This window comes from Mesorhizobium sp. M2A.F.Ca.ET.037.01.1.1, assembly GCF_003998075.1.
Lineage (GTDB): Bacteria > Pseudomonadota > Alphaproteobacteria > Rhizobiales > Rhizobiaceae > Mesorhizobium.
Genome location: NZ_RZSA01000524.1, coordinates 1 through 4,670, shown reverse-complemented (window position 1 = coordinate 4,670; position 4,670 = coordinate 1). Strand labels below are relative to the sequence as shown.

Genomic DNA, 4,670 nt, shown 5'->3' with positions numbered 1-4,670 from the left:
GTGAAGAACATCGCCGAACGAGCGGCCGCCTATTCGATGCCGGGCGTCATCGTCAACGGCAACATCTTCTCCGAGGTGGCCGAGGCGTCCTTCAACGCGGTCGAGCGGGCGCGCGCCGGCGAGGGGCCGACGCTGATCGAGTCCAAGACCTACCGTCATCGCGGCCATTCCAAGAGCGATCGCAACCGCTATCGCACGAAGGAAGAGATCGAGGACTGGATGGCGAACCGCGATCCGATCACGCTGTTCGAGACGGAGCTGCGCGATTTCGGTTTCATCGACGACCAGGGCATTGAGGCGATCCGCGACGCGGTCGCCAAGGAGATCGCCGACGGCATCGAGTTCGCCAAGGCGAGCCCGGCGCCCGAGATCGCCACCCTCGAAAACTATGTTTACACGGAGCAAGCGTGATGGACGCCGCGGTGCGTGAACTGAGCTACGCCCAGGCGATCCAGGAAGCCATGGCGATCGCCATGGACATGGACGAGCGCGTCTTCCTGATGGGCGAGGATATCGGCGTTTATGGCGGCGCCTTCCAGGTGACCGGCGACCTCGTCGAACGGTACGGCACCGACCGGGTGATCGACACGCCGATTTCCGAACTGGGCGGTGCAGGCGTCGCGGTTGGCGCGGCCGTCACCGGCATGCGGCCGATCTTCGAATTCCAGTTCTCGGATTTCGCCACGCTCGGCATGGAGCAGATCGTCAACCAGGCGGCCAAGATGCGCTTCATGCTGGGCGGCGAGGTCTCGGTGCCGGTTGTGATGCGTTTCCCTGCCGGCTCCGGCACGGGTGCAGCCGCCCAACACAGCCAGAGCCTGGAAGCCTGGCTCGGCCATGTGCCTGGCCTGAAGGTGATCCAGCCGGCGACGCCGCACGATGCCAAGGGCATGCTGCTGGCCGCCGTTGCCGATCCGGATCCGGTGATGATCTTCGAGCACAAGCTGCTCTACAAGATGAAGGGCCATGTGCCGGAAGGCCACTATACCGTTCCGATCGGCAAGGCCGAGATCCGCCGCGAAGGTCGCGACCTCACCATCGTCGCCACGTCGATCATGGTGCAGAAGGCGCTTGACGCTGCTGCCGCGCTGGAAGGCGAAGGCATCGACATCGAGGTGGTCGACTTGCGCACCATCCGCCCGATCGACAGGCAGACCATCATCGACAGCGTGAAGAAAACCTCGCGCCTGCTTTGCGTCTACGAAGCGGTGAAGACGCTCGGCATCGGCGCGGAAGTAAGCGCGCTAGTCGCCGAAAGCGAGGCCTTCGATTATCTCGATGCGCCGATCGTGCGCCTGGGCGGCGCCGAGACGCCGATCCCTTACAATCCGGACCTGGAAAAGGCCACCGTGCCGCAGGTTCCCGACATCATCGCCGCAGCGCGCGACCTCGTGAAAGGGGTCCGCTGAGCGATGCCGACAGAAGTCATTCTTCCCAAGGTCGACATGGACATGGCGACCGGCCAGATCTCGCGCTGGTTCGCCGAGGAGGGCGCTCGCGTCAAGAAGGGTGACGTGCTCTTCGAGATCGAGACCGACAAGGCGGCGATGGAGATCGACGCGCCGGCCAGCGGCACGCTTCGCAACGTCACTGGCAAGGAGCGCGTCGACATTCCCGTCGGTGAGCCCGTCGCCTGGATCTATGCCGACGATGAAGTGTATTCGGCTGAGACGCCGCAGAACAAGGCGCCAATCTCCCCCCTCGTGGGCGAGATGTCGGCGCAGCCGACAGGTGCGGGCGTTGTCCCGCCAACCTCTCATTCCGTCCGGCCCCCCTCAGACCTGCCGGCCGTCTCCCCCACAAGGGGGGAGATCAGCCAATCGCAGGGGCCCGCCCGAGCCACGCCTTTGGCTCGACGCTTGGCCCGTGAGGCAAATCTGGACCTCTCGGCCATGGCAGGCAGCGGCCCGCGCGGCCGTGTCGTGCGCGCCGACGTCGAGGCCGCGGTCGCAGCGAAAGGCACGGCCACCCTCGCTAAGCCGGCCGCCGAGATTCCGGCCGAAGTCCCGTTCGCCCCGGCGCCCGCGCCCAAGCCGATGTCGGACGACCAGGTGCTGAAGCTGTTCGCCGAAGGCTCCTACGAGCTCGTTCCGCATGACAACATGCGCAAGACCATCGCGCGCCGCCTGGTCGAGGCGAAGTCCACCATCCCGCATTTCTATCTGACGCTGGACTGCGAGCTCGACGCGCTTCTGGCGTTGCGCACGCAGTTGAATGCCTCAGCACCCATGAGGGAGACCGACAAGGGCGAGGTTCCGGCCTACAAGCTCTCGGTCAATGACATGGTGATCAAGGCGATGGCGATGGCGCTGATGGCGGTGCCGGATGCGAACGCCTCCTGGACCGAGAACGCCATGGTCAAGCACAAGCACGCCGATGTCGGCGTCGCCGTGTCGATCCCCGGCGGCCTGATCACGCCGATCATCCGGCATGCCGATGAAAAGACGCTGTCGGTGATCTCCAACGAGATGAAGGATTTGGCCAGCCGTGCCAGGAGCCGCAAGCTGAAGCCGGAAGAGTATCAGGGCGGCACGACGGCGGTGTCCAATCTCGGCATGTTCGGCATCAAGGACTTTGCCGCCGTCATCAACCCGCCGCATGCGACGATCCTGGCGGTCGGCGCGGGCGAGGAGCGTGCGGTGGTGAAGAAGGGTGAGATCAAGATTGCCACGGTGATGTCAGTGACGCTTTCGACCGACCACCGCGCGGTCGACGGCGCGCTCGGCGCCGAACTGCTCGGCGCCTTCAAGCGCATGATCGAAAACCCGATGGGCATGCTGGTGTAGGACGGGAAAAGGCGGTGCGGAAATTCTTCACCGGCCTTTCGCCTTGTTCTTTCCGTCGGGCGGATCGCGCGCTGGCGGCCTGGTCGACCGGTGACGGCAGGGGTGTGGCAAAAGCATGAAGACGATTCTCTGCTACGGCGACTCTCTCACCTGGGGCTACGACGCAGCCAGCCTCGGGCGCCATGCGCTCCAGGATCGCTGGCCGAGCTTGCTGGGGGCCGAGCTCGGCGACGACATCCAGGTCATCGCCGAAGGCCTTAACGGCCGCACCACGGCCTTCGACGACCATCTGGCCGGCGCGGACCGCAATGGCGCCCGTGTGCTGCCGACGATCCTGACCAGCCATGCGCCGCTCGACCTGATCATAATCATGCTTGGCGCCAACGACATGAAGCCATGGATCCACGGCAATCCGGTCGCAGCCAAACAGGGCATCCAGCGCCTGATCGACATCGTGCGCGGCCATGACTATCCGTTCGACTGGCCCGCACCGCAGATCCTCATCGTCGCGCCGCCGGTGGTGACGCGCACCGACAATGCCGAATTCAAGGAAATGTTCGCCGGCGGCGACGACGCTTCCAAGCGTCTGGCGCCGCAATATTCAGCACTGGCCGACGAGGCCGGCTGCGGCTTCTTCGACGCCGGCACGGTGGCCGTCACCACGCCGCTCGACGGCGTCCACCTCGATGCCGAGAACACGCGCAACATCGGCAAGGCGCTGGCGCCGCTCGTGCGCGTGATGCTCTCATTCTAACCTTCAGAAAGATCAGGAAGAAAACCCCGTGGCTGAATCCTACGACGTCATCATCATCGGCTCAGGCCCCGGCGGCTATGTCACGGCGGTGCGTTCCGCCCAGCTCGGCTTCAAGACGGCGATCGTCGAGCGCGAGCATCTGGGTGGCATCTGCCTCAACTGGGGCTGCATCCCGACCAAGGCGCTGCTGCGCTCGGCCGAGATCATGCATTATTCGGATCACCTGAAGGACTACGGCCTTAAGCTCGAGGGCGGCAAGGTCAGCCCCGACCCGGCCGCCGTGGTCGACCGTTCGCGAAAAGTGTCGCTCAGGCTGAACAGCGGCGTCGGCTTCTTGATGAAGAAGAACAAGGTCGACGTCATCTGGGGCGAGGCGAAGCTCTCCAAGCCCGGCGAAGTCGTCGTCTCGAAGACCGCCAAGAAGGCGATGGAACCGCAGCCGCCGGTGCCGAAAGGCGTCAAGGGCGAGGGCACCTACACCGCCAAGCACATCATTCTCGCGACCGGCGCCCGGCCGCGCGCGCTGCCCGGCATCGAGCCGGACGGCAAGCTGATCTGGACCTATTTCGAGGCGATGGTGCCGAAAGAGATGCCGAAGTCGCTGCTGGTGATGGGCTCGGGCGCCATCGGCATCGAGTTCGCCTCCTTCTACCGCACCATGGGCGCGGACGTGACGGTGGTCGAGCTGCTGCCCGCGGTGATGCCGGTTGAGGACGCCGAAGTCTCGAAATTCGCGCAAAAACAGTTTGAGAAGCAGGGGATGAAGATCATCCTCGAAGCCAAGGTGACCAAGGTCGATAAGGGCGCCAATTCGGTCACCGCGCATGTCGAGATGAAGGACGGCAAGGTGGAGAAGATCACCGCCGACCGCATGATCTCTGCCGTCGGCGTGCAGGGCAACATCGAGAATCTCGGTCTCGAGACGCTCGGCGTGAAGACCGATCGCGGCTGCATCGTCGTCGACGGTTACGGCAAGACCAATGTGCCCGGCATCTACGCCATCGGCGACGTCGCCGGCCCGCCGATGCTCGCCCACAAGGCAGAGCATGAAGGCGTCGTCTGCATCGAGAAGATCGCCAACTTCCCGGGCGTGCACGCCATCGACAAGCTGAAGATCCCCGGCTGCACCT

Annotated in this window: 5 protein-coding genes; all 5 read left to right on the top strand. The window is 64.7% G+C overall.

Features of this window, described 5'->3' with window-relative positions:
* On the top strand, window positions 1–411 hold a 411-nt coding region (locus EOA27_RS23145; protein ID WP_245491143.1), incomplete at its 5' end, for a thiamine pyrophosphate-dependent enzyme.
* On the top strand, window positions 411–1,409 hold the full coding sequence (locus EOA27_RS23140; protein WP_126082919.1) for an alpha-ketoacid dehydrogenase subunit beta: 999 nt from the start codon (window positions 411–413) through the stop codon (window positions 1,407–1,409). The genes EOA27_RS23145 and EOA27_RS23140, both read left to right, overlap by 1 nt.
* A 3-nt stretch (window positions 1,410–1,412) precedes the next feature.
* Window positions 1,413–2,786: a pyruvate dehydrogenase complex dihydrolipoamide acetyltransferase gene (locus EOA27_RS23135; protein ID WP_126082918.1), complete on the top strand. Its 1,374-nt coding sequence runs from the start codon at window positions 1,413–1,415 to the stop codon at window positions 2,784–2,786.
* 115 nt (window positions 2,787–2,901) lie between these two features.
* On the top strand, window positions 2,902–3,540 hold the full coding sequence (locus EOA27_RS23130) for an SGNH/GDSL hydrolase family protein (protein WP_126082765.1): 639 nt from the start codon (window positions 2,902–2,904) through the stop codon (window positions 3,538–3,540).
* A gap of 28 nt (window positions 3,541–3,568) precedes the next feature.
* A partial coding sequence (gene lpdA / locus EOA27_RS23125) for a dihydrolipoyl dehydrogenase (protein WP_127257291.1) occupies window positions 3,569–4,670 on the top strand: 1,102 nt, incomplete at its 3' end.

Excerpts from the sequence above, each read along its gene's own strand:
- EOA27_RS23140 (WP_126082919.1), top strand. The coding sequence starts at position 411 with ATGGACGCCGCGGTGCGTGAACTGAGCTACGCCCAGGCGATCCAGGAA.
- EOA27_RS23135 (WP_126082918.1), top strand. The coding sequence starts at position 1,413 with ATGCCGACAGAAGTCATTCTTCCCAAGGTCGACATGGACATGGCGACC.
- EOA27_RS23130 (WP_126082765.1), top strand. The coding sequence starts at position 2,902 with ATGAAGACGATTCTCTGCTACGGCGACTCTCTCACCTGGGGCTACGAC.